Genomic DNA, 23,462 nt, shown 5'->3' with positions numbered 1-23,462 from the left:
GTCTTTTTTGGGCGTTACTGAGGTTTCGCAATGCTAGTCTCAGTTTTGCCCGCCGTCGAGCCGGGCGATGCACAACAACAAAAATTTCAGGAGAACCCCATGCCCCACACCGATCTCGCCACCTCGTTCAGCGGCCAATACTTTGTCGTCACCGGCAGCACCCAGGGCCTCGGCGCTGCGGTGGCCCATACCCTGGCACAGCGCGGCGCCGCCGGGCTGATCCTGTGCGGTCGCCGCCGCGCCCAGGGTGAAGAGCAGGTGCGGCAACTGGCGCAGCTCGATTGCCAGGCGTTTTTTGTCGAGGCCGACCTGGAAAACGTCGAGGACTGCCGCGCGATCATCAAGGCCGCACGCACCCACTTCGGCACCCTGCATGGCTTGGTGAACTGCGCAGGCATGTCCGACCGCGGCACCATCCTCGACACTTCGCCCGAACTGTTCGAGCGCCTGTTTGCGGTGAACGTGCGCGCGCCGTTTTTCCTGATGCAGGAAGCGTTGAAGCTGATGATCAGCACCGGCGTGGAAGGCGCCGTGGTGAATATCCAGAGCGTCACCGGCCATGGTGGCCAGTCGTTCTTGAGCGCGTATGCGGCGTCCAAGGGCGCGCTGGCGATCCTGACCAAGAACGTCGCGTTCAGTGCCCTGCGCAACCGTATTCGGGTCAACGGCCTGAACATCGGCTGGATGGACACGCCCCACGAGGATGAGATCCAGCGCCAGTACCACGGTGCCGAGGACGGCTGGCTGGAAAAGGCCGAAAGCGCACAGCCCTTCGGCCGCCTGCTCAAGCCCGAGGAAGTGGCGCAAAGCGTGGCGTTTTTGCTGTCCCGGGAGTCGGGCATGATGACCGGCGCGGTGATCGACCTGGAGCAAGGCGTGGTCGGTTGCACCGACAGCAGCACCCCGCAACCGCACCAGGCCCTGAGCCTGGCGGGAGGTGTGTGATGTCGGCGTTTGTCACAGGCGACGCCGTTCAACTGGCGGACTTCAGCCGCCTCTGCGCGCAACGCGCCGTCAAGGAGCATTACCCGCTGTGCGCTGAGGTGCTGAGCAATGTGCCGATCTATCAGGCGCACACCCTGCGTCACACCGACCGCCTGAGCGTGATGAATGAACTGCACCGCCTGTTCCGCGATGGCCCGGGCGTGATGGTGGTACGCGGCGCCTACGAAGACCTTGAGGTGGTCGACCGCCATAGCCAGGTGTTCGAGGCGATCTTTGCCAACGAAGCCGCACAAGGTGTGGCCGCCGACCACTTCGCCAAGGCCGGCAGCAACGGGCGTATCTGGAATTCCCTGCAAAAGGCCGCGTTGCAATCGCCTGAATCGTTTGTCGAGTACTACGCCAACCCGTTGCTGGGACTGATCGCCGAGGCATGGCTGGGCCCGAGCTTTCAGGTCACCGCGCAGGTCAACGTGGTGCACCCCGGCGGCCAGGCGCAGCAGCCCCATCGCGATTATCACCTGGGCTTCCAGACCACCGACGTGGTGGAGCGCTTCCCCCTGCCCCTGCACGTGCTGTCCCAGTACCTGACGTTGCAAGGCGCGGTGGCCCATTCGGACATGCCGCTGGAAACCGGCCCTACCCAGTTGCTGCCATTTTCCCAGCAGTACGCCCTGGGCTACCTGGCGTGGCGCCGTACGGAATTCATCGACTACTTCCAGCAACACGCCGTGCAACTGCCGCTGAACAAGGGCGACCTGCTGTTCTTCAACCCGGCGCTGTTTCACGCGGCCGGCACTAACCGCACACCCGACCGCCAGCGCATGGCCAACCTGCTGCAGATTTCCTCGGCGTTCGGCAAACCCATGGAAGCCCTCGACCGCGACCGCATGATGCTGGCGGTGTACCCGGTGCTGCTGGCAAACACCGCGCTGGATGCCAGCGCCGTAGAGGCCGTGATCGCCTGCACCGCCGACGGCTATTCCTTCCCCACCAACCTCGACACCGACCCACCCCTGCACGGGTTGGCACCGCAAACCGGGCAGCAACTGATGGTGCAGGCCCTCAACGAACGCTGGTCACTGGCGCACTTCGCCGCTGCCGTGGAGCAGCTGCGCGCCAAACGCCAGGCGTGAATCACTCTGTTTGAACAACAACAAAAAATAACGGAGCACCCCCATGAAGAAGCAACTCCTTGCGGCACTCTTTACCCTGGCGATCACCCCGTGGGCGCTGGCGGATATCCGGATCGGCGTGAGCATCGCCCAGGTCGACGATGTGTTCCTCGCGCAGATGCGTGACTACATGGCCGCCCACGCCAAGGAACTGCCCGGCGTGACCCTGCAATTCGAAGACGCCCAGGGCGATGTGGTGCGCCAGCTCAACCAGGTGCAAAACTTCACCGCCCAAGGCATGGACGCGATTATCGTCAACGCCGTGGACACCGCCGCCACCCAGAAGATGACCGTCAATGCCCAGCAGGCCAAGACGCCACTGGTGTACGTCAACCGTCGCCCTGAGTTCAAGGAGGTGCCGGCGGGCGTGGGGTATGTCGGCTCCGACGAGATCAAGGCCGGTGAGATCCAGATGCGCTACCTGGCGGAAAAAATGGGCGGCAAGGGCAACCTCGCGATCATGCTCGGGCTGCTGTCCAACAACGCCACCCACAACCGCACCCAGGGCGTGAAGAACGTGCTCAAGGAATATCCGGGCATCAAGATCGTCGAGGAACAAAGCGCCGAATGGCAGCGCAGCAAGGCGATCGACCTGATGAACAACTGGATCGTCTCGGGCACCAAGATCGATGCGGTGGCCGCCAACGCCGATGAAATGGCGATTGGCGCCGCCATGGCGATCAGCCAGGCGGGCATGCAACCGGGCAAGGACATTCTGGTCGCCGGCAGCGACGGCGGCACCGCCGGGTTGGATGCCGTAAAAAAAGGCCAGCTGCTGGTGACGGCGTACCAGGACAACAAGGGCCAGGCCGTGGGCGCCATCGACCTGGCGATAAAGATGGTGAAGAAACAACCCTACACCGCTGAACTGACCATCCCTTACCAGCAGATCACCAAGGACAACTACCAAGCCTTCCTCAACCCATAATCGCGTCCTGTAGTGAGCGGGCTTGCCCCGCGCCCGCGTCAACCCGGCCACCGCCATTAAGCGGGCAAATCGGGATCTCGGGGGTGCCGGCGCGGGGCAAGCCCGCTCACTACAACACCCCAGCCGTCACCAGGGTGCCCAGGCCGAACAGGCACGCCACGCCGGCCATGTAGGCCAGCGTGCGCCAGGGTTGCCATCCCGCCAGGAACGCCAGCGTGTGCAGCAACCGCGCCACGGTGAAACCGCCGAACAACCCGGCACCGGCAACGTCTGGGACGTTCAACACCACACATAACCCACCCAACACAAAAAACAGCGGGATATTCTCCAGATCATTCGCCCAAGCCCTCGCCGCCCGGGCGACCTGCGGCAATTCTTCTGGCTGGGCCGCACGCTTGAAAAACGCCGCATCTTCCCGATGAGTAAACGCCAAGCCCCGTAGCCGGAAGAACCCCTGGTAGCAGGAAATCACAAACATCTTCAGGCACAGCGCCAGCACACACAGCGCATACACCTTCAGCAGGTCATTCATCCCGGCCTCCATTCATCACCAGATACAGCAGCGGCCCCACCGAGACGAACACCGCCGTCAGCACAACGTACGGCACCAACGACGCCACCGAACGCCCACGCCGGCGGGCATCCCGGTACATCCACACACAGGCCAGCACCGCCATCAGGTAAAGGTCGATAACCACCTGCGCGGTGTCGGGCCGTGACATCAGTTCCAGCCCGAACGCCCACAACGATTGCTGCGCCGTCAGCATCGTGGCCAGGGTGTACAGCGAAAAGCCGAGCAATGCAGCGAGGGCGAGATAAGGTCTGCGCATGGTGTCGTCCTTGAAGTGATCGAGGCCCACCCTAGTGATAAGGTGGCGACCCTCGCAATGACCTCGGAGGTCATGAAACCCTCATGGACACGCCCACGCCTACCGGCGAACTGCTGCGCCAGTTGCGCCGCGACGCCAAATTGAGCCAGCTGGACCTGGCCCTGATCACCGGTGTTTCCCAGCGCCACCTCAGTTGCATCGAAACCGGCCGTGCCACGCCAAGCCCTGGCACGCTGCACCGGGTGTTGACGGCTCTGGATGCGCCGCTGGAACAAGCCAATCGGGTGTTTCTCGCCGCCGGCTACGCCCCGCGCTACGCCGCCACCCCGCTCGCCTCGCCCGCCATGGCGGCAGTGCGCGAAGCGGTCCACCACGTGCTGCATGCCAACAACCCCGCTCCGGCGATTTTGCTGGGCAGCCACTGGGAAGTGCTGGCGGCGAATGCCAGCGCTGGCGTGCTGTTCGCGTTGGTCGGCCTGCAGCCAGACGCGGCCGATGGCTTGAACCTGCTCACCACCCTGCTGCAAACGGGCGGCCTGGGCGACCACCTGATCAATGCCGAAGAGGTCCGCACCCTCGCCTGGCAACGGGCAACCCGCGAAGCACTGGGCAACCCCGAACTGGCTGCCTTGCTGGCAACCTTGCCGGTGCCCGACAGCACCGAGCTGCCCGCGCAAATGCCGCCGTTGGTGCTGACGCGCATCCGCTCAACCCAGGGCGAGCTGAACTTCCTGTCGACCTTTACCACCTTCGGCATGCCCCAGGACATCACGCTGACCTCGCTGCGAATCGAACACCTGATTCCCGCCAACGAGCACACCTGGCAGGTCATGCGTGCGGCATATGCCGACCATGCGGCGCTGGTTTTGTGAAATATCTGTACGTAGACTGCCGCCATACCTCCCACTTGAAGGCGGCGAAAAAAACGTGATGCAAGTTACCGAAGTCTCCATTGCCCAATTGCGCACTGCGCTGGAAACCGGCCAGACCACTGCCGTTGAACTGGTCCAGGCGTACCTGGCGCGGATCGATGCCTACGATGGCCCGCAGACCGCGACCGCACTGAACGCCGTGGTGGTGCGCAACCCCAAGGCCCTGGAAGAGGCCCAGGCTTCCGACGCGCGCCGGGCCAAGGGCGAAACCCTCGGGCCATTGGATGGTATCCCGTATACCGCCAAGGACAGCTACCTGGTCAAGGGCCTCACGGCCGCTTCGGGCAGCCCAGCATTTGCCAAGCTCACCGCCCATCGTGACGCCTTCACCATTGAACGCCTGCGCGCCGGTGGCGCCATCTGCCTGGGCAAGACCAACATGCCACCGATGGCCAATGGCGGCATGCAGCGTGGCGTCTATGGCCGCGCCGAAAGCCCGTACAACGCCGATTACCTCACCGCACCATTTGCCTCCGGCTCCTCGAATGGCGCCGGCACCGCCACCGCCGCCAGCTTTGCGGCGTTCGGCCTGGCTGAAGAAACCTGGTCCAGCGGTCGCGGCCCGGCCTCCAACAATGGCCTGTGCGCCTACACCCCGTCCCGTGGGGTGATTTCGGTACGCGGCAACTGGCCACTGACGCCAACCATGGACGTGGTGGTGCCCTACGCCCGCACCATGGCCGACCTGCTGGAAGTGCTCGACGTGGTGGTCGCCGAAGACCCCGACACCCGTGGTGACCTGTGGCGCCTGCAACCCTGGGTACCGATCCCGAGCGTGGCCTCGGTACGCCCGGCGTCCTACGCCGAACTGGCCGTTGGCAGCGCCGCCCTGGCCGGCAAGCGTTTCGGCGTGCCGCGCATGTACATCAATGCCGACCCCGAAGCCGGCACCAGCGAAAAGCCGGGTATCGGCGGGCCGACCGGGCAAAAGATCAACACCCGCGCATCGGTGATCGCGTTGTGGCAAGGCGCACGCCAGGCACTGGAAGCGGCCGGTGCCGAAGTGATCGAGGTGGATTTCCCGCTGGTGTCCAACTGCGAAGGCGACCGCCCCGGCGCGCCGACGGTGTTCACCCGTGGCCTGGTGTCCAAGGAGTTCCTGCACGATGAGCTGTGGGAACTGTCGGCCTGGGCGTTCGATGATTTCCTGCGGGCCAACGGCGACCCGACCTTGAACCGCCTGGCGGATGTGGACGGGCCGAAGATCTTCCCCCACGACCCGGGCACCCTACCCAACCGTGAAGACGACCTGGCCGCGGGCATGGACGAATACGTACGCATGGCCCAGCGCGGCATCACCCCCTGGAATGAAATCAGCACCGTGCCGGACGGTTTGCGCGGCCTGGAACAAACCCGCCGCCTGGACCTGGAAGACTGGATGGACACCCTGGGGCTGGACGCCGTGTTGTTCCCCACCGTGGCCGACGTGGGCCCGGCCGACGCCGACGTCAACGAAGCCTCCGCCGACATCGCCTGGAGCAACGGCATCTGGGTGGCCAACGGCAACCTCGCCATTCGCCACCTGGGCGTGCCGACTGTGACCGTGCCGATGGGCGTGATGGCGGACATTGGCATGCCGGTAGGCCTGACGTTTGCGGGGCGTGCCTATGACGACTCCACCTTGCTGCGCCTCGCGGCCGCCTATGAAGCCACCGGCAGCAAACGCCAGATCCCACCCCGCACCCCGGCGCTGACCACGGACTAACACGGTCCCTGTAGGAGCCGGCTTGCCGGCGATTGCGGTCTGTCTGATTCACCGCCATCGCTGGCAAGCCAGCGCCTACAGTTGGGTCGGGTTTCACCTCAAGCCATGTACGGCACGGCGATCAGCAGGATTGCCGTGCCATGGGCCACGGTGGCGGGCAGCACGCCGTAGCGCAGGCGTACCAGCGCGCAGGCCAGGCCTTCGATCAGGGTGAAGGCCAATATCGGCCAGCCCAGCGAGGTCACGCTCAACGCCAGGAACGCATGGCAGGCCGCAAAGGCCACGCCGCTGATCAACGCCGCCCGCAGGGGTGAGACCTGCTGTTCCAGATAACCCTGCAAGCACCCGCGAAACAGCACTTCTTCCAACGCATTGGCGCCATAGGCCAACACCACCATGCCCGGCAACCACACCCAGTAACCGTGGAAATCGGCAGCGTCGATCCCCTGGTAAATCCGCAACGGCACGCCAATCAAGCCACCCACCGCCAACCCGACCGCCAGACCGGCAACCGGGTTGCCAATGGACCAGCGAATCAGCCGCCACAGCTCCGGCGCCACACGTGACAACAGCAGGATCAACAGCACCGACAAACCACCCAGCGCCGCCAACACAAACGCATTGGCGGTGAACGCGATCTGCACCTCGCTGCCCAGCCGCCACATGCCCAAAGGTGTCATCGCGTCGCGCATCAGCACAAACGCCGCCAGCACAATCAGGATGCGCATCGCGGTCAGCGCTCTGGGCGTGAGCGCGAACCACAGGCCAAACAGCGCAAGCCCCGGGGCCAGATGAGCCGCGTACCGCACCAGCACCACCATTCCTTCGGTGATCATCGGTTATCAATCCTTGGGGTCAGGCGTGGGCGATGGCGAGCATTTCGATTTCGACGGCGGCCGATTTCGGCAGCTGGAACACGCCGACCGAGGTACGCGTATGCACCCCGGCCTCGCCGAGAATTTCATGCAGCAGGTCCGAGGCGCCATTGGCCACTTCGCTTTGCTGGTCGAAGTCCTCGGCACTGCGCACATACACGCCAATGCGCGGAATCGCCTTGACCCGGTCGAGCGAACCCAGCGCCTGCTTGAGCAGCCCCAGGCAGCGCAGCACGCTGATACCGGCAGCCACCTGGGCCTGGGCCAGGGTCAGGCTTTCGCCGACCTTGCCCGGCAGCACAATCGTGTCGCCGACGCGCGGGATCTGGCCGCTGATGTACAGGTGGTTGCCGTCGCGCACCAACGGCGTGTAGTTGCCACCGACCTTGAACGCCTCCAGCAGATAGCCGAGACGTTGCTGGGCGGCCTGGTATTTTTCGTCGCGTGTCATGGGCGTATCTCCGGGTTTCGTCGTTGCCATTCTTGCACCACATCGCCCAGTGTCTTGGGCTGGCCGTTGCGAATCCAGGCCATGAATGGCCGGTCGAATTTGAACCCGGGGCCGCAGTGTTCGAGCATGAAGCGGCGAACATTCTGGGTGTTTTTATAGCGCGGGGTCACGGGGGTGGCGCGGGTGATGGACCCGCTGTGCCAGTCAAAATCCATACTGTCCCTCGGGGGATGGTTTGTTGTTTCGGCCATAGCATAGCGATGTGCTACTGGTGCAGGAAGCCGCACGCACTGCACGTCTGAAGAACTCAACGTGTTGGGACGTCGTACAAGATCAAACTTTGCTTAGAACAGCTTATCGCTGAATATTTTCGAGATATTTCAAAATTTCACTTTCCTTCTCGACGGTAAATATTGCATGGTTGTACGACGACTTAAGCCGTCGTGTCGCCCCCCACAACAATAAGGAAACACCCATGCAAAACGTCAAAGTGCTGATCGGTTTTCTGTGCCTGTTCACCGGCTACGTCGCAGCAGCGCCTGCCCCTGCCGAAAAGGATGTGGCCCAAGCGGTCGACCAACTGACCCAAGCCATGCTGCACCTGGACCTCAAGCAACTGCACGCGCTGACCTCCGACAAACTCACCTATGGCCACTCCAGCGGCAAGGTGCAGAACAAGGCGCAATTCATCGCCGACCTGGAAACCCACACCAGCGCATTCAAGACCCTTGAGATGCAGAACCAGACCATCACCCTGGATGGCGACACCGCCCTGGTGCGCAACCACTTCCACGCCCTGGCGGTGAACAGCGGCGTCGAAGTGCCGACTGACATCGACAACTTCCAGGTCTGGCAGAAACAGAAAGGCAAATGGCTGCTGATCGGCCGTCAGGCTTACAAGTACTGAGGCCTGTGGGTGAGCCGCGCCCGTCGGCTCACCACACCACGACCTTGCGCACCGCCAGCAGTGCCTCGCGCAGCGCCGGCATCGTGACCGACCCCAATGCCAGGCGCAGCGCATGAGGCACCGTCGCCGACACCGCGAACGGCTCGGCAGTGGACACCGAGATGTTTTCCCGTTGTAGCGCCATGGTGATCTGATCGGCGCGCATGTCTTCCGCCAGCGGCAGCCATAAAAAGTACGACGATGGATGGCTGATGTAATCCACCCCCTTCAACACCTGCGCCGCCAGCGCTTGCCGAGCCTGAGCGTCCTGGCGCTTTTGGGCTTCCAACTGCGCGACGGTGCCGTCTTCGATCCAGCCTACGGCAATCGCACTCATCACCCCCGGCACGTTCCAGGTGGTGGCCATGATGGTGCGTTCCAGGCCCTTCACCAAGGCTGAAGGCGCGGCGATAAAACCGACCCGTAAACCGGTGGCAACGCTTTTGGAAAACCCACCGATATACACCGTGCGCTCAGGTGCCAGCGTCGCCATCGGCGGCGGCGCATCCTCCGCCAGGAAGGCGTAAGCCGCGTCTTCGATGATCGTCACGTTATGTTCACGAGCAATCGCCGCCAACCGCTCGCGCTGCTCCAGGCTCATCACCCAGCCCAGCGGGTTATGCAGGGTGGGAATGCTGTAGACCGCCCGCACCGGGCGCTTGCGACACAGGCTGTGCAGATGGTCCAGGTCCGGGCCGTGGGGCGTCACCGCGACGGCGACGATTTCCAGGTGCAAGGTTTCGGCCAGCACCTTGAACCCCGAATACGTCAAGGCATCGACCGCGATCACATCCCCAGGCTTGAGCAACGTCATCATCGCTACTGCCAAGCCATGCTGGGCGCCACTGACCACCAGCACCTGCTCGGCCTCCACCACCAACCCCCGACTCACCAGATGACGCGCCACCGCTGCGCGCTCATGCAAGCGGCCGGCGTGGGGCTGGTATCGCAACAGCGCTTCCAGGTCGCCGGACAACGCCAATTGGCGCAAGGCGCTGCGCAACAGATCCGCCTGGCCTGGCAGTGAGGGGTAGTTGAAGTTGAGGTCGAGCATGCCGGTGGCCAGGGTCATCTGCCCACTGCCCTGCCCTGGCGGCAAGGCGATCTCGCGCACGAAAGTGCCGCGCCCGGTTTCACCGCTGACCAGGCCCATGGCTTCCAATTCCGTGTACACCCGGCTCGCGGTGACCAGCGCCAGGCCGTGGTCGGCGGCCAATTGGCGATGGGTGGGCAAGCGCGTGCCGGGGGGCATTTCGCCGGAGCGAATGCTCTGGGCAAAGGCGTCGACCAAGGACTTGTAGCGAGCGCGAGGCATGGGCGATGTATCCATGACAATTCTTTGATTGTCTTTATCTTCAATCCTAGGATGAGCGCCACGCAACCTTTCTTTTTTCGGGCCTCTCCCCATGGAACGTACTTCACAACTCAGCACCCTGGACACCCGCACCCAGGGTTGGATCAACGGCTTTATCGGCGTGGTGATTTTCAGCGGCTCATTGCCGGCCACGCGCCTGGCGGTGATGGAGTTCGACCCGGTGTTCCTGACCATGATCCGCGCCACACTCGCCGCTGTGCTGGGACTGCTGCTGTTGAAGGCCTTCAAGGAAAAACGCCCCGCACGCCACCAGTGGGTCCCCCTGGCAGTGGTAGCCCTGGGCGTGGTGATCGGTTTTCCACTGCTCACCGCCTTGGCGCTGCAATACGTGACCTCGGCGCACTCCATCGTGTTTATCGGCCTGCTGCCGTTGGCCACCGCCGTGTTCGGCGTGCTGCGCGGTGGCGAACGCCCGCGCCCGGTGTTCTGGCTGTTTTCAGTCCTCGGCAGCCTGTTGGTGATGGGCTACGCCTTGGCCCAGGGCCTGAGCGCGGCACCGGCCGGCGACCTGTTGATGCTGCTGGCCGTGCTGGTGTGCGGCCTGGGTTACGCCGAAGGCGCCAAGCTGTCGCGCAGCCTGGGTGGCTGGCAGGTGATCTGCTGGGCGCTGGTGGTGTCGCTGCCGATAGTGGTGCCATTCAGCCTGGTGCTGGCGCCACACAGCCTCACCGGCATCAGCCTGCCCGCCTGGCTCAGCCTGGGCTACGTGTCGTTGTTCAGCATGCTGATCGGCTTTGTGTTCTGGTACCGCGGCCTGGCCCAGGGTGGCATTGCCGCCGTTGGCCAGTTGCAGTTGCTGCAACCCTTCTTTGGCCTGGCGCTGGCCGCCGGCCTGCTGCATGAGCAGGTCAGCCTGGGCATGGTGCTGGTGACCGTTGCGGTGATCGGCTGCGTGGCCGGGGCCAAGAAGTTTGCGCGCTAGCGCTGAGGCGCAACCATCTTGAACTTGATGTTGATGGCGTCGGACACCACGCTGTTCCCCGCCCATTCACCCTCGCCGATCTTGAAGTCGCCGCGCTTGAGCACAAACTCACCGTCGAACACGCCAATGCCGCTCTGCTCCTTGAGCAGCACATCGATATCCACCGGCTGGGTGATGCCCTTGATCGTCAGGTTGCCGCTGATCTTGAAGCGGTTGTCGCCCAAGGCCTTGACGCCGGTGGACTCGTAGACCCCCACCGGATAGGTCGCGGTGTCGAACCACGAGGCGCGTTGCAACTCGTCATTGGCATCGGGGCTGCCGGCGTCGATGCTGGCCAGCTGGATCTTGAGCAAGGCATGCCCCGCCTCGGGCTTTTGCGTGTCAAACGTCAACGTGCCTTCGAACTGGCTGAAGGTGCCGTACACCCGCTGGCCAAACTGCTGGAAGGTGAAGCTGATCTGGCTGGCGGTGCGGTTGACGTCCTGGTACTCCACGGCCTGGGCACTGGACAACCAGCCGAAGACAAGAGCCAGCAGGACGACTGGGGCCATTCGACGCATCAGGGAACACTCCACAAGAGAAAAGGACACACGTGCTGAGCTAACACCCCATGTCATGGATTTATTCCCATCCGGCGCGTGTCCTGCTAAACAGAGTAGTCGCCCCAGAAAGATAAGGACCTCTCATGCACGCCCCTTCCCTGCAGGACACCACCGCACCCGAAGGCATCTGCTACGGCTGTGGCGGGAGCAACCCGCACGGCCTGCACATCAAGAGCCGTTGGGATGCCGACGGCGTTCACGTGATCGCCGAGCATCTGCCGGACGCTCAATTCACCGGCTGGCCCGACCTGGTCTACGGCGGCCTGATCGCCATGCTGGTGGACTGCCATTCCAACTGGACCGCGATGGCCTACCACTATCGCGCCGAGGGGCGCGAGCCCGGCAGTGCGCCGCGCATCGACTGCGTGACCGGCAACCTCGGCATTAAATTCATCAAGCCGACACCCATGGGCATTACGCTGACCTTGCGCGCCCGCGTCGAAGGCGATGTGGGGCGCAAGAGCCGCGTGGTCTGCGAGGTGTACGCCAGTGACGTGCTGACGGCCATTGGCGATTCGGTGTTCGTGCGCGTCGACACCGCGCAGTTGGCCGCCGCTGCCCATGGCCGCGAGGGTTGAACCTGGTCTACATTGACGGCCACCGCTAATCGAGGATTGCACCGATGACTCGTCTTACCGCGAAAGACTTTGCCCCCGAATTGCTGGAACTCTACGACGGCTACGCCCACGGCAAGATCAACCGCCGTGAATTTCTCGACCGCGCTGCGCTGTTCACCTTTGGCGGCCTCACCGCCTCGGCCCTGCTCGCCGCCCTGAGCCCCAACTACGCCCTGGCCGAACAGGTGAAGTTCACCGACCCGGACATCGTCGCCGACTACATCACCTACCCCTCGCCCAAGGGCAACGGCACGGTGCGCGGCTACCTGGTGCGCCCGGCCAAGGCCAGCGGCAAGCTGCCGGCCGTGGTGGTGGTGCATGAAAACCGTGGCCTGAATCCCTATATCGAAGACGTGGCGCGGCGCCTGGCCAAGGCCGGGTTCATCGCCCTGGCGCCGGATGGGCTGACCTCGGTGGGCGGCTACCCGGGCAACGATGAAAAAGGCGTGGAACTGCAACAGAAAGTCGACCCCGAAAAGCTGATGAACGACTTTTTCGCCGCCATCGAATGGCTGATGCACCACGACAGCAGCACCGGCAAAGTCGGCATCACCGGCTTTTGCTATGGCGGCGGCGTGACCAATGCGGCGGCGGTGGCCTACCCGGAACTGGGCGCCGCGGTGTCGTTCTACGGGCGCCAGCCAGCGGCCAAGGACGTGCCACGCATCAAGGCGCCGATCATGCTGCACTACGGCGAGTTGGATACACGGATCAATGAAGGTTGGCCGGCGTATGAGAAGGCCTTGAAGGCGGCAGGCACCACGTACGAGGCGTTTATCTACAAGGGGGCCAACCACGGTTTCCATAACGACTCGACGCCGCGTTATGACGAAGCGGCGGCGAACCTGGCGTGGGAACGGACTTTGGGCTGGTTTCGCAAATACCTGGTCTAGTTGCAATCAAACATGTGGGAGCGGGCTTGCTCGCGAATGCGGTGGATCAGCTGCATCTTCAGTGACTGACGAACCGCATTCGCGAGCAAGCCCGCTCCCACATTTGAACGTCGTTGTCCTCAAGATTAGTGTTCCAGGGCATACCGCCGGCAATGGTTGAGATACCCCTGCTCATGGCTGCCCACCAACTGCACCACGCTGGTCCATAACCACGACGGCGCATCCAGCTGTTTGGAGCGGTTTTCCTGCAGCACTGCCATCCAGTCCTTGCGTGTGTCGCGGTCCATCTGCCGGGCATGGGCAATCCCCACCACTCGCGCCAGGTAACCGGCCGCGTGCATGGCATCGATTTCACTCAGCTCATCGAGCTCCAACTTCATGTCCTGGGGCAGCAGTTCGCGGATGAAAAAACCGTGGTCCAGGAACCGCGTGGCTACCATGCGCTCGCCAAGTCCGGGGGACAGCTGGCGGGCGCCCTCCACCACGCGACGGCCATTGTCCCGTGGCATCTTCGCGCGCGGGGCACGGGGCGCAGCGGCGCCGACGGCTTCCTTGATGTCGATCAGGCAGTATTCTTGATCGTCCTTGTCGCCCACGCCCAACAGCACGGCATACCGCAACAGGCCCAGGGAGCTGCAGCCCTTGACCCAATAGGCCGAGTCCAGCAGTTCGACCTTGGCGTCCTTGGGGCGGCCCTTGAGAGAGGTGACCAACTGGTGGATCTCGTCCGAAGCGCAGACGCTGGCCAGCGCGCTTTTTTCTGCCCGCGACAACGACCAGAAATGCTTGCCCAACGGAATCGTCGGCCGGGCATTTTCGATGCGTTCACGCGCCAGGTTTTTCCAGGTGCGCTCTACCGCACTGCGCATACCCGCCTTGACCTGGGACGGGCGCGGTGGCACTTCATCAGGCTTGTCTTTGAAAGCCTGCTCGTAACCCACCATCATTTCTTCAAGCATGCGTGCGGTGGTCACGCCGGGCAGGTCCGAGCCACGCGCCGCCGTGGCCAATGAGAGCGCCAGGCGCACCAGGTCATGGGCCGGGTTACCGATCACGGTCTGGTCAAGGTCACGGATATGCATGTCGATACGACCCTTGGTGTCCCCGGTCGGCCCCAGGTTGCCCGCGTGGCAATCGCCGCAGATCCAGATCGCCGGGCCATGGGGCAAGCGCCGGCCGCGCTGGCTGTGCAGCCACTCGTAGAACTGCACGGTGCTGCCACGCACGTAGGCGTGGGCGGAACGCGCCATTTTCAGGTTACGCAGTTGAGTGAGGTGAGGGATGCGGGCGGAGGGACGCGGACTTTTCATGAATGCACTCAGGTCGGGGTACGGTAGAGGTTAGCCCGGCACAAATGTTTCATTTTGTTTCACGAATAAAATTTCATGCCTGCCCGATGACTTCCGTCAGCCAGCCCTTGAAGGCCGACATCGCCGGCGTCTCTGCCCGTGACTGCAAACGCGTCAGCCAGTAACTGCCGGTGGTGATGCCCACGTCGAACGGCTGGCGGATCGCATCGTTTTCCAACTGCCGCGAAAACATCATCGCCGGGGCCAGGGCCACGCCGATGCCTTGCAGCGCGGCTTCCATCATCGCCAGGGAGGAGTCGAACATGATGCTGCGCGGCACAGGCGTGTCGGCGGGCAAGCCGGCGGCGTGGAACCATTGGGTCCACTCATCGGCACGGTAGGAGCGCAGCAGCGTATGTTTCAACAGGTCGGCGGGCGTGTGCAGCTGCTCGGCCAATTGAGGGACGCACAGCACGGTCAGCGGGGCTTCGAGCAGTTGGCAGGCGTCTGTGCCGTGCCAGGCACCGGCGCCGAAACGGATGGCGTAGTCGAGCCCTTCGGCGGCGACGTCGACGCGGTTGTTGTGGGTGGACAGGCGCAGGTCGATAAAGGGGTAGCGCGCCTGGAAATCCGCCAGGCGCGGCAGTAGCCAGCCCACGGTAAAGGTGCCGACCGCGCCCACGGTGAGCACTTCGCGGTAGTGGCCGCCTTCGAACTGGCTGAGGGTCTGGGCAATGCGGTCGAAGGACTCGCGCACCACCGGCAGCAAGGTTTCGCCTTCGCTGGTCAGCATCAAGCCTCGGGGCAGGCGCTTGAACAGGGTGACGTTCAACTGGGCCTCCAGGCTCTTGACCTGATGGCTGACCGCGGCCTGGGTGACGCACAACTCGATGGCGGCCCGGGTGAAGCTCAAATGCCGGGCGGAAGCCTCAAAGGCACGCAGGGCGTTGAGGGGAAGATGGGAACGCAGCATGTCTGACCCAAATTTATCTAATGGCTGGTGCGAGATATCATCGTTTGCCCCACGGCTGAAATCTACCTAGATTTGCGGCGCCTGCGCAGGCCATCCTCTCATTGCGTTTTTATAGGGAAGCGAATCAGCATGAATCGTAACGTACACGCCTTAATGATTTCGGCGTTATTGCTCGCAAGCGGCAGCTGCATGGCGGACACGGGCCTGCGCCAGGTCGTCGACAGCCGCGTTGAACCGCTGATGCAGCAACAAGGCATTGCCGGCCTGTCGGTGGCGGTGGTGAAAAATGGGCAGGCACAATACTTTAACTACGGCGTGGCCTCTAAAAGCACCCAACAGCCTGTCACCGAGAACACCCTGTTTGAAATCGGTTCCGTCAGCAAAACCTTTACCGCCACCCTCGGCGGCTATGCCCAGGCCACGGGCAAACTCAAATTGACCGACAACGCCAGCCAGTACCTGCCCACCCTCTATGGCAGCGCATTTGACCGTATCAGCCTGCTGCAACTGGCCACCTACACGCCCGGGGGCCTGCCACTGCAGTTTCCGGATGCCGCCGACAATGCGGGCGCCATGCTCGGCTACTTCCAGCACTGGAAACCCACTTACGCACCCGGCGTCCAGCGGCTGTACTCCAACCCGAGCATCGGCTTGTTCGGCTACCTTGCCGCGCAAAGCCTTCATCAGCCATTCAACGTGGCCATGGAACGCACCCTGTTGCCGAAGCTGGGCCTGAAGAACACCCATGTCAGCGTCCCCGCCGAAAAGGCCGGCCAGTATGCCCAGGGCTACGACAAGCAGCACAAACCTGTACGTGTCGGCCCCGGTGCGCTGGACAGTGAAGCCTATGGCATCAAGACCAGCACCCAAGACATGGCGCGCTACGTGATGGTCAACATGCACACTGAGACGCTGGCAAAACCTCTGCAACAAGCCATCGCCACCACGCATACCGGTTACTACACCGTCAACGACATGACCCAGGGTCTCGGCTGGGAGTACTACGCCTATCCGATCACGCTGCAGGCATTGATCGATGGCAACTCCACGCCGATGGCCATGGAGCCGCACAAGGCCAATTGGCTCGCGACACCGCAGGTGCAACCCGCCAACGTGCTGTACAACAAAACCGGTTCCACCGCAGGCTTTGGTGCGTACGTGGCGTTTGTGCCGAGCAAGGATATAGGTGTGGTGATCCTGGCGAACAAGAACTACCCGAATGCGGAGCGGGTGAAGTTGGCCCATGCGATCTTGAGCGCGCTCGACCACTAACGTCGAACAACAACTAAATGTGGGAGCCGGGCTTGCCCGGCTCCCACATTGTTTGGGGCGCGAGTTACATGCCGAGCCAGTGCGGCAACGCCAGCGAGATGAACGGCAGGTAGGTGACCATGATCAGGAACACCAGCAAAATCATCAGCCACGGCAGCGCCGCACGGATGGTCTGCCCCAGGCTCAGCCCGGTCACGGCGGATGTCACGAACAGGTTCAGCCCCACCGGTGGGTGTACCAGGCCGATCTCCATGTTCACCACCATCACGATGCCCAGGTGAATCGGGTCAATGCCCAGCTTCATGGCAATCGGGAAGAAGATCGGTGCCAGGATCAGCACGATGGCGGACGGTTCCATGAAGCTGCCCGCCACCAGCAGCACCACGTTGACCATGATCAGGAAGCCGATCGGCGTCAGCCCTTCGGAAATCACCCACGCGGTGATTTCCTGAGGGATCTGCTCAGTGGTCAGCACATGGGCAAACAGCATGGCATTGGCGATGATGAACATCAGCATGATCGCCAGGCGCCCGGACTCCAGCAGCACCTTGGGGCAGTCACGGAACTTCATGTCCTTGTAGATGAACAAGGCCACGAACGCCGAGTACACCGCCGCCACCGCCGCCGCTTCGGTCGGGGTGAACATGCCGCTGTAGATACCGCCGAGGATAATCACCAGCAGCAGCAAGCCCCAGAACGCCCGGCGTGCGCAGGTCAGCCACTCGCGGAAGGTCGCCCGTGGCTGGGCCGGCAATTTCTTGATGCGCGCGACGATGTAGATCGCCACCATCAGCATCAAGCCCAGCAACAGCCCCGGGATGACACCCGCCATGAACAGCTTGCCCACCGAGGTCTCGGTGGCCGCCGAATACACCACCATCACAATCGACGGCGGAATCAGGATGCCTAAAGTACCGGCGTTACAGATGATCCCCGCGCCGAACTCCTTCGGGTAACCGGAACGCACCATGCCCGCCACGGCAATCGAGCCCACCGCCGCTACCGTCGCCGGTGACGAACCGGACAGCGCCGCAAACAGCATGCACGCCAGCACCGCGGCAATCGCCAGGCCGCCGCGAATATGCCCGACGCAGGCGTTGGCAAAGTCGATCAGCCGCTGCGCCACGCCGCCAGTGGTCATGAACGCACCGGACAGCAGGAAGAACGGAATCGCCAGGAAGGTGTAGGCGTCAGAGGTTTCAAACAGCTTGATCGCCAGGGAACTCACCGAGTCCTGGCTGAACATCAGGATCGACACCGCGCCGGACAAGCCGAGGGAAATCGCGATCGGCACGCCGAGGAACATGAACACGAACAACAGCAGAAACAGACAGAGCACGGCCATCAGTGACGCTCCTCATGGCTGCCGGCCAACTTGCTGGCCTCACCGGCTTCATCGGCCAGCCCCAACCCGACCTGACGGTGGGTGAAGATGCGGTAGAAAATTTCCAGGTAGCGGATGAACACCATGGCAAAACCGATGGGCACGATCAGCACGATGTCGCCGACGTCGACGCCGTATTGGTCGAGGTCTTCGGCGCCGATGTGGGCGGTCATCACGGCGCTCACCCACTTGTAACTGGCGAGCATGAACAGCCCGGCATAGGCCAGGCAGCACAGGCAGGCGAGCATGCCGAGGATGCGCTGCACCGGGCGCTTGGTCAGCTTGACCAGCGCGTCCACCCCCAGGTGGCCAGCGGTGCGCACGCCGTAGGAAATGCCAAAGAAAATCAGCCAGCCGAACATGGCCTTGGTCAGTGCCACGCTCCAGGTCATGTCCTGGGCCCAGGTCATGGTGCCGTCGCCCAGGGCGTTGAAGAAGCCGCTGCTGAACGCCCACTTGTCAGCCAGGGCAAAGAACAGCGTGTAGATGTTGTTGAGCATGACGTAGACGAACGTCACCAGGGTCATGGCGGCCAGCAGGAAAGCGATAAAACCTTCCTCCAGGTGCTCCCAGACGCGCCTTAGCGTTTGCATGGCAAAACCTCGCGTAAAAGAGATGGATTGTGCAAGGCTCAGGGTGTAAGCCGGAGCTAAATGTGGGAGCGGGCTTGCTCGCGAAAGCGGTGTGTCAGTCACCAGTTCTATCAACTGACAGACTGCATTCGCGAGCAAGCCCGCTCCCACATTGGATCTCGGTACAACCCGGAATCACTGGTTGGAGGCGTCCGCCGCCTTGATCAGATCAGCGCCGATCTCACCCTCGAACTTCTGCCACACCGGGCGCATGGCTTCGCGCCAGAGTTGGCGTTGCTCGGGGGTCAGCTCGATGATTTCGCTGGTCTTGGCGTCGATGATCTTTTGCTTGGCCGACTGGTTCAGCGCTTCGGCCTGTTTGTTCACCTCGACGGTGACCTCGGCCATGATCTGCTCCAGGGTGGTGCGGATATCCGGTGGCAGGCCGTTCCAGAACTTGGCGTTGGTGATCACCATGTAGTCGATCAAGCCATGGTTGGACTCGGTGAAGTACTTCTGCACTTCGTTGACCTTCTGGCTTTCATAGTTCGACCAGGTGTTCTCGGTGCCATTCACGGTGCCGGTCTGCAAGCCTTGGTACACCTCGGCAAAGCTCATCTTGCGCGGGTTGGCGCGTATCGCCTTGAACTGTTCTTCGAGCACGCTGGACGCCTGCACGCGGAATTTCAGGCCCCGGGCATCCTTGGGTTCATGCAGGGCCTTGTTCGACGACAATTGCTTGAGGCCGTTGTGCCAATAGGCCAGGCCGAGGATGTTCTTGTCCTGCATGGAGGTCAGCAGCGCCTTGCCCTGGGCCGCCTGGAAGCGGTCGACGGCCGCCAGGTCGTTGAACAGGAACGGCAAATCGTAGATCTGCACTTGCTTGGTGTATTGCTCGAACTTGGCCAGGGACGGCGCCAGCATCTGCACATCCCCCAGCAGCAGCGCTTCCATTTCCTTGCCATCGCCGAACAGCGACGAGTTGGGGTACACCTCGACTTTCACTCGGCCCGGCAGGCGTTCTTCCGCGAGCTTTTTGAACAGCAGCGCACCTTGGCCTTTAGGGGTGTTTTCGGCGACGACGTGGGCGAACTTGATGACAATCGGGTCCGCCGCCTGGGCCAGGCCCGCGGCAAACAAGGTGGCGGCGCACAGCAGCGCCCGGGAAAGCTTGAGCATGGGAAATCACCTTCTTATTGTTGTGTTGTAGGGCAAGGTGCCTGATGTGGCGCGTGTAGTGAATTTCGATTTTTTGATACCTGCGTTCGGCCTGGCCGAACACCAATCCAAAGAACAATGGAGATCCCACAGTTTTTGAGTAGGTGGTGTCAGTCAGGGTTGGGCGGCCAGCAATCTTTGGGCACGCAGCAACACCGGTGCATCCACCATCTGCCCATCGATCTGGTAGGCCCCTGCCCCGCTGGCGCCGCCTTCCACCACGCGCTTAGCCCAGGCCAGATCCTCGGCACTGGGCGCCAGCGCCTCATGAATCACCGCCACCTGCTTGGGATGAATACACAGCGCCCCGGCAAAGCCCATTTCATAGGCGTGCCGGATCGAGCGGCGCAGGCCCTCGGGGTCGTCGATGGCCGGGTGCACGCCGTCCAGCGGCGCCACTAACCCGGCTGCGCGGGAATGTACGATCAGCGCCAGGCGCGCCTGGTCCAGGGCGAACTGGGCGGCCGGCGAATGGCTGCTCAGGTTCAGGTCCAGCGCCAGGTCCAGGCCGCCGAACGACAGGCGTTCCACCTGAGGGGCGTGGGCGATCTCGGCCACGGCCAGCAAGCCCCGTGCACTTTCGATGATCGGCCAGATCACTTTGCCGGTGGCGGCCACCACCGCCACCTGGGCTGCGCTTTCGACCTTCGGCAACAGCACACCCGCCACATTCGGGTGGGCTTTACAGAACGCCACGTCCTCAAAGTGCTCGGCATGTTCCGGCGCGTTGATGCGCACCCAGACCTGGGCCGCCGGGTTGGCGCTGAGAAAGGCCCCGAGATTGTCCCGTGCCTGGCGCTTGAGGGGTTCTTCCACCGCGTCTTCGAAATCCACGATCACCGCATCGGCACCACTGGCCAAGGCTTTGGAAAATCGTTCCGGGCGGCTGCCGGGTACAAACAGCGCAGAGCGCACTAATGGCTTGGGCATCACAGAATTTCCTTGTTATCACAGCCCCCGTAGGAGCCGGCTTGCCGGCGCCTACAAAGGGGATGCGGGTCAGATGACGCCGCGGGTTTTCAGGGTTTCGATGGCGTCGGCGCTGTAACCGAGCCTGTCGAGGATGGCCTGGCTGTGTTGCCCCAGTGCCGGTACGGCGTCCATGCGCGGGGTGAACGCCGCGTTGCGTGCCGGCGGCAGCAGCGAAGGCAACGGCCCGGCCGGGCTATCAACCTCACGCCAGCTGTCGCGGGCCTTGAGCTGCGGGTGCTCCCACACGCCCTGCATGTCGTTGACCCGTGCACTGGCAATCTGCGCCTCCTCCAGGCGCTGGATCACGGCCTCGGCATCGAGCTGCGCAAAGCGGTCGACGATGATCTGGCGCAGCACCTCGCGGTTGGCCGAGCGCTTGAAGTTCGCCGAGAAACGCTCATCCGTCGCCAGTTCCGGCGTGAGCAGCGCCTTGTCGCAGAACGCCGCCCACTCGCGTTCATTCTGCAAACCGAGCATCACCGTGCCGCCGTCACCGGTGGGAAACGGCCCATAGGGGTAGATCGTCGAATGCGCGGCGCCCGCACGTGGTGGCTGCGGCGCGCCGTCGAACGCGTAGTACATCGGGTAGCCCATCCACTCCACCAGGCTTTCCAGCATGCTCACGTCGATGCGGCTGCCCTTGCCGGTTTTGCCGCGCAACAACAAGGCCGAGAGGATGCCGCTGTAGGCGTACATGCCCGCCGAGATGTCGGCGATGGAGCAGCCGGCCTTGGCCATCTGGTCTTCGCCCGGCCCGCCCGTCACCGACAGAAAGCCGCCTTCGCTCTGGATCAGCAGGTCGTAGGCCTTCTTCTTTTCATACGGCCCGCCTTCGCCATAGCCGGAAATGTCGCAGACGATCAACCGTGGAAAACGCTCATGCAGCGCCTCGAACGACAGGCCCATGCGCGCCGCTGCGCCGGGCGCCAGGTTCTGCACCAGCACGTCGGCGTCGGCCAGCAGGGTCTCGAGAATCGCGCCCGCCTCGTCCTGCTTGAGGTCCAGGGTCAGGCTTTCCTTGGAGCGGTTGGTCCACACGAAATGCGAGGCCAGGCCGCGCACGCGTTCGTCGTAGCCCCGGGCAAAATCGCCGGCGCCCGGGCGCTCCACCTTGATCACCCGAGCCCCCAGGTCGGCCAATTGGCGGGTGCAGAATGGCGCGGCAATCGCATGTTCCAGGCTGATGACGGTGATGCCGTCCAGTGGTCGTTGGTTAGTCATGATGATCCCTCAAAGCCAGTGGGCCATGGACGCGGTGTTGCGCAAGTCCCAGACCTTCTCGATCAGGGCGTTGGCTTGGGCCGGGGTGCGGGCAGCGCTGAAGTGGATGAGTCGCTGGAATTTGTCCGCCAGCTCTGCCCGGCTCAGGGTGTTGCCCGGGTCGCCCTTGGGCTCGTCGATGGCACCACGCAGCGTGCGGCCATCCGTGGTGGTGACGGTGACGCGGCCGAGCCAGCGCTGCGGGTAGGCGCCATCGACTTCGGGGTCGAGGGTCATACTGACCTTGTCGCGAAAGGTAGCGACAGCCGGGTCGTTCAACGCCAGTTCGTGAAACTCAGTGAGGCCCGCCTTGCCATGCACAGCGATCAGGCCGAGCACGGTGCCCATGGAGAACTTGGCCTGGTGCACCGAGGCCGGCACCTTCACGCGGCCCAGCACGTCGATGGCGCCTTGGTGCACATGGGTTTGCACGCGTGCAATCTGTTCAGCGTGCAGGCCTTCGCGTTGCATCAGGCCGAGCAAGGCATCGGCGGCCGGGTGGGTGTGGCGGCACGAGGCGTGGAACTTGAACGAGGTTTCCAACAGCGCCCAACGGCTACCGAGGCCGCCGGACAGCTTGGCAGGTTCGGCATCCGTGGACATGCCCGCCGCCAAGCCCTGGTCACCTTCCAGGATATTGCGCGCACCGGTCAGCCCGTCGGCCGTCAGGTAAGCGGCCAGCAACCCATCCGCCGCCGCCTTGGCCGTGTGCAGTTGCTTGGAGTCGGCGGCATCACGCAGGAACTCCCACAGCCCTGCGGCCTGGGTGCCGGCGCTGCCGAGCAGGTTGATGAATTGTTCTTCGTTGAAACCCAGCAGCTTGCCCACGGCCACGGCAGCTGCGAGCGTGCCGACGGTGGCCGTGGTGTGGAAGATGCGGTAATGGGAACGCCCCATGAATTCGCCGATGCGAATGCCCGCTTCATAGCCGGCTACCGATGCCAGCAGCAGGTCGCGGCCGGATTTGCCGAGGTCTTGTGCTGCGGCCAACGCCGCCGGAAACACCACGGTGGCCGGGTGCAGCACCGAGCTGTTGTGCAGGTCGTCCTGCTCCACCAGGTGGGACGACGCACCGTTGACCAGCGCAGCGAAATAGGCGCTGCTGCTGCCGCCACTGACGATCACTTGGGCTGGGCCACTGGCAGGGCCCATCTTCTGCGCATAACGTTCGAACAACGGGATCGGGTGCGCACCTTTACTGGCCAGGGCCGAGGCCAACCAGTCCAGGTACAGGTCTTCGGTGCGCGCCAGCACGGCGTCGGGCAATTGCTCGTAATTCAATGCGGCGAGGAACCGGCACAGCGCTTGGGTATGGCTCATGGTCGGGCC

25 protein-coding genes are annotated in these 23,462 nt (G+C 63.2%); 10 read left to right on the top strand and 15 right to left on the bottom strand.

The genetic code is table 11. The annotated features are described in order from the left end of the window. Positions 1 to 99 precede the first annotated feature (99 nt). From HX803_RS26500 to HX803_RS26490, 3 genes are read left to right on the top strand one after another with little or no spacing between them, the layout of a single operon-like run. A complete protein-coding gene (locus HX803_RS26500; protein ID WP_178924802.1) occupies positions 100 to 945 on the top strand; it encodes an SDR family oxidoreductase in 846 nt (281 codons plus the stop codon). Beyond that, positions 945 to 2,078, top strand: coding sequence for a phytanoyl-CoA dioxygenase family protein (locus tag HX803_RS26495; RefSeq protein WP_178924801.1), 1,134 nt, complete (start codon positions 945 to 947; stop codon positions 2,076 to 2,078). The genes HX803_RS26500 and HX803_RS26495 overlap by 1 nt, the downstream gene beginning before the upstream one ends. Before the next feature lie 43 nt (positions 2,079 to 2,121). After that, a complete protein-coding gene (locus HX803_RS26490; protein ID WP_178924799.1) occupies positions 2,122 to 3,045 on the top strand; it encodes a sugar ABC transporter substrate-binding protein in 924 nt (307 codons plus the stop codon). A gap of 109 nt (positions 3,046 to 3,154) precedes the next feature. Here the strand turns inward: HX803_RS26490 and HX803_RS26485 are convergent, their stop codons facing one another. Continuing rightward, positions 3,155 to 3,577, bottom strand: coding sequence for an MAPEG family protein (locus HX803_RS26485; RefSeq protein WP_178924797.1), 423 nt, complete (start codon positions 3,575 to 3,577; stop codon positions 3,155 to 3,157). After that, entirely contained in the window at positions 3,570 to 3,875 is a 306-nt protein-coding gene (locus HX803_RS26480; protein WP_178924795.1) for a DUF2834 domain-containing protein, read from the bottom strand. Before HX803_RS26480 ends, HX803_RS26485 begins: the two co-directional genes overlap by 8 nt. Before the next feature lie 83 nt (positions 3,876 to 3,958). On the opposite strand from HX803_RS26480, the gene HX803_RS26475 reads away from it, so the two are divergent. After that, entirely contained in the window at positions 3,959 to 4,747 is a 789-nt protein-coding gene (locus HX803_RS26475; protein ID WP_178924793.1) for a helix-turn-helix domain-containing protein, read from the top strand. Positions 4,748 to 4,802: 55 nt separating this feature from the next. Further along, on the top strand, positions 4,803 to 6,512 hold the full coding sequence (locus HX803_RS26470) for an amidase (protein WP_178924791.1): 1,710 nt from the start codon (positions 4,803 to 4,805) through the stop codon (positions 6,510 to 6,512). A 98-nt stretch (positions 6,513 to 6,610) separates the two neighbouring features. Here the strand turns inward: HX803_RS26470 and HX803_RS26465 are convergent, their stop codons facing one another. Genes HX803_RS26465 through HX803_RS26455 form a run of 3 tightly spaced genes read right to left on the bottom strand, consistent with a single transcriptional unit; the run spans position 6,611 to position 8,053 of the window. Further along, on the bottom strand, positions 6,611 to 7,348 hold the full coding sequence (locus HX803_RS26465) for a CPBP family intramembrane glutamic endopeptidase (protein WP_178924789.1): 738 nt from the start codon (positions 7,346 to 7,348) through the stop codon (positions 6,611 to 6,613). Between the two features lie 19 nt (positions 7,349 to 7,367). Then, positions 7,368 to 7,838 (bottom strand): RidA family protein, encoded by a 471-nt coding sequence (locus HX803_RS26460; protein ID WP_178924787.1) that lies wholly within the window; start codon positions 7,836 to 7,838, stop codon positions 7,368 to 7,370. Then, positions 7,835 to 8,053, bottom strand: a complete 219-nt coding sequence (locus tag HX803_RS26455) for a DUF6434 domain-containing protein (RefSeq protein WP_178924785.1) — start codon at positions 8,051 to 8,053, stop codon at positions 7,835 to 7,837. The genes HX803_RS26460 and HX803_RS26455 overlap by 4 nt, the downstream gene beginning before the upstream one ends. 260 nt (positions 8,054 to 8,313) lie before the next feature. On the opposite strand from HX803_RS26455, the gene HX803_RS26450 reads away from it, so the two are divergent. Then, positions 8,314 to 8,745, top strand: a complete 432-nt coding sequence (locus HX803_RS26450) for a nuclear transport factor 2 family protein (protein ID WP_176995833.1) — start codon at positions 8,314 to 8,316, stop codon at positions 8,743 to 8,745. Positions 8,746 to 8,773: 28 nt separating this feature from the next. On the opposite strand, the gene HX803_RS26445 is transcribed toward HX803_RS26450, so the two are convergent. Beyond that, positions 8,774 to 10,099, bottom strand: coding sequence for a PLP-dependent aminotransferase family protein (locus HX803_RS26445; protein WP_178924783.1), 1,326 nt, complete (start codon positions 10,097 to 10,099; stop codon positions 8,774 to 8,776). 91 nt (positions 10,100 to 10,190) lie between these two features. On the opposite strand from HX803_RS26445, the gene HX803_RS26440 reads away from it, so the two are divergent. Next, positions 10,191 to 11,081, top strand: coding sequence for a DMT family transporter (locus HX803_RS26440; protein ID WP_178924781.1), 891 nt, complete (start codon positions 10,191 to 10,193; stop codon positions 11,079 to 11,081). Here the strand turns inward: HX803_RS26440 and HX803_RS26435 are convergent. After that, positions 11,078 to 11,632, bottom strand: a complete 555-nt coding sequence (locus tag HX803_RS26435; protein ID WP_178924779.1) for a YceI family protein — start codon at positions 11,630 to 11,632, stop codon at positions 11,078 to 11,080. The two genes, HX803_RS26440 and HX803_RS26435, sit on opposite strands and share 4 nt — an antisense overlap. A gap of 134 nt (positions 11,633 to 11,766) precedes the next feature. On the opposite strand from HX803_RS26435, the gene HX803_RS26430 reads away from it, so the two are divergent. Together HX803_RS26430 and yghX are read left to right on the top strand one after the other, a co-directional pair. Continuing rightward, on the top strand, positions 11,767 to 12,261 hold the full coding sequence (locus HX803_RS26430) for a PaaI family thioesterase (protein WP_178924777.1): 495 nt from the start codon (positions 11,767 to 11,769) through the stop codon (positions 12,259 to 12,261). Positions 12,262 to 12,305: 44 nt separating this feature from the next. Next, a complete protein-coding gene (yghX, locus tag HX803_RS26425) occupies positions 12,306 to 13,193 on the top strand; it encodes a YghX family hydrolase (RefSeq protein WP_178924775.1) in 888 nt (295 codons plus the stop codon). A 125-nt stretch (positions 13,194 to 13,318) separates the two neighbouring features. On the opposite strand, the gene HX803_RS26420 is transcribed toward yghX, so the two are convergent. After that, entirely contained in the window at positions 13,319 to 14,503 is a 1,185-nt protein-coding gene (locus HX803_RS26420) for a DUF2252 domain-containing protein (RefSeq protein WP_178924773.1), read from the bottom strand. Positions 14,504 to 14,576: 73 nt separating this feature from the next. Beyond that, positions 14,577 to 15,455, bottom strand: coding sequence for a LysR family transcriptional regulator (locus HX803_RS26415; RefSeq protein ID WP_178924771.1), 879 nt, complete (start codon positions 15,453 to 15,455; stop codon positions 14,577 to 14,579). Between the two features lie 129 nt (positions 15,456 to 15,584). Here HX803_RS26415 and ampC point away from each other — a divergent pair, with 129 nt between their 5' ends. Next, positions 15,585 to 16,727 (top strand): class C beta-lactamase, encoded by a 1,143-nt coding sequence (gene ampC, locus HX803_RS26410; RefSeq protein ID WP_178924769.1) that lies wholly within the window; start codon positions 15,585 to 15,587, stop codon positions 16,725 to 16,727. Between the two features lie 64 nt (positions 16,728 to 16,791). Here the strand turns inward: ampC and dctM are convergent, their stop codons facing one another. From dctM to HX803_RS26380, 6 genes are all read right to left on the bottom strand, one after another. Continuing rightward, a complete protein-coding gene (gene dctM / locus HX803_RS26405) occupies positions 16,792 to 18,072 on the bottom strand; it encodes a C4-dicarboxylate TRAP transporter large permease protein DctM (RefSeq protein WP_178924767.1) in 1,281 nt (426 codons plus the stop codon). Beyond that, complete coding sequence (locus HX803_RS26400; protein ID WP_178924765.1) at positions 18,072 to 18,704, bottom strand: TRAP transporter small permease; 633 nt, start codon at positions 18,702 to 18,704, stop codon at positions 18,072 to 18,074. The genes dctM and HX803_RS26400 overlap by 1 nt, the downstream gene beginning before the upstream one ends. Positions 18,705 to 18,878: 174 nt before the next feature. Next, positions 18,879 to 19,862, bottom strand: coding sequence for a TRAP transporter substrate-binding protein (locus tag HX803_RS26395; protein ID WP_159956088.1), 984 nt, complete (start codon positions 19,860 to 19,862; stop codon positions 18,879 to 18,881). A 153-nt stretch (positions 19,863 to 20,015) separates the two neighbouring features. Beyond that, positions 20,016 to 20,831, bottom strand: coding sequence for a CoA ester lyase (locus tag HX803_RS26390; RefSeq protein ID WP_178924763.1), 816 nt, complete (start codon positions 20,829 to 20,831; stop codon positions 20,016 to 20,018). A gap of 69 nt (positions 20,832 to 20,900) precedes the next feature. After that, a complete protein-coding gene (locus HX803_RS26385) occupies positions 20,901 to 22,094 on the bottom strand; it encodes a CaiB/BaiF CoA-transferase family protein (RefSeq protein ID WP_178924761.1) in 1,194 nt (397 codons plus the stop codon). A 9-nt stretch (positions 22,095 to 22,103) separates the two neighbouring features. Further along, the gene (locus HX803_RS26380) at positions 22,104 to 23,453 is read right to left on the bottom strand and encodes an MmgE/PrpD family protein (protein ID WP_178924759.1); all 1,350 of its coding nucleotides are present in this window, start codon (positions 23,451 to 23,453) and stop codon (positions 22,104 to 22,106) included. Positions 23,454 to 23,462 lie beyond the last annotated feature (9 nt).

It is taken from the genome of Pseudomonas sp. P7548, assembly GCF_013386585.1.
In the GTDB taxonomy this organism is placed as follows: Bacteria; Pseudomonadota; Gammaproteobacteria; order Pseudomonadales; family Pseudomonadaceae; genus Aquipseudomonas.
The sequence above is the reverse complement of the archived record's forward strand: the minus strand, read 5'-3'. Positions and strand labels throughout refer to the sequence as shown.